1 protein-coding gene is annotated in these 602 nt (G+C 32.2%); it reads right to left on the reverse strand.

Translation table 11 applies throughout. The annotated features are described in order from the left end of the window. Positions 1-84: 84 nt before the first annotated feature. On the reverse strand, positions 85-602 hold a 518-nt coding region (locus FHQ30_RS13370), incomplete at its 5' end, for a TreTu family toxin (RefSeq protein ID WP_176552788.1).

The following is a 602-nucleotide window of genomic DNA, read 5'->3' on the forward strand; positions in this document are numbered from 1 at the left end:
CTTGTATAGTAGCTTTCTTTAAAATCAAATGATTTTTTCATTTTAGGATAAATTATACTATGAAAAATTTGAATTAAATCCATGTTATTTCTTCTCCAATACCTTTATATCATTGATTTTAGGTGATAAATCTCCACCCTGTTTTCTTAACCTAAATTTTTGAGAATCTGATGCTTCTTCACTAATAGTTTTAAACCACCCCTCTTTCCCACCTTGTATTAAACTATTGGTAGGAACACTAAACTCAACATATATACTACCTTTCTGGGCAGCTCCTCTAAAATCAGATGCTCCATTTAAAGATATAAAGGTTTGTCCTCCAGCTCCAGAAATCATTGTGTTATTTTTCTGAATAAGTTTTAGCTCTTCTGGAGACATCCAGCGACCAACTCTAACATGTTCAATACCATTTATTTGTGTTCTATCCCCTAACTTTAATGATTGGTAATTATTTACTACTTCTGTAACTGATAAGTTATTTAAATAATCAGTAGCATTTTCTAATGTTTTATCTTTTTGCAAATGTGGAGATACAATAGTATTCACTCCACGCCCAATCACCACCCCGGTTTCCCAGGTATTTCCCTGTAATTCAATGTCTT

It is taken from the genome of Testudinibacter sp. 'clade 2' (assembly GCF_006227735.1).
GTDB lineage: Bacteria > Pseudomonadota > Gammaproteobacteria > Enterobacterales > Pasteurellaceae > Chelonobacter.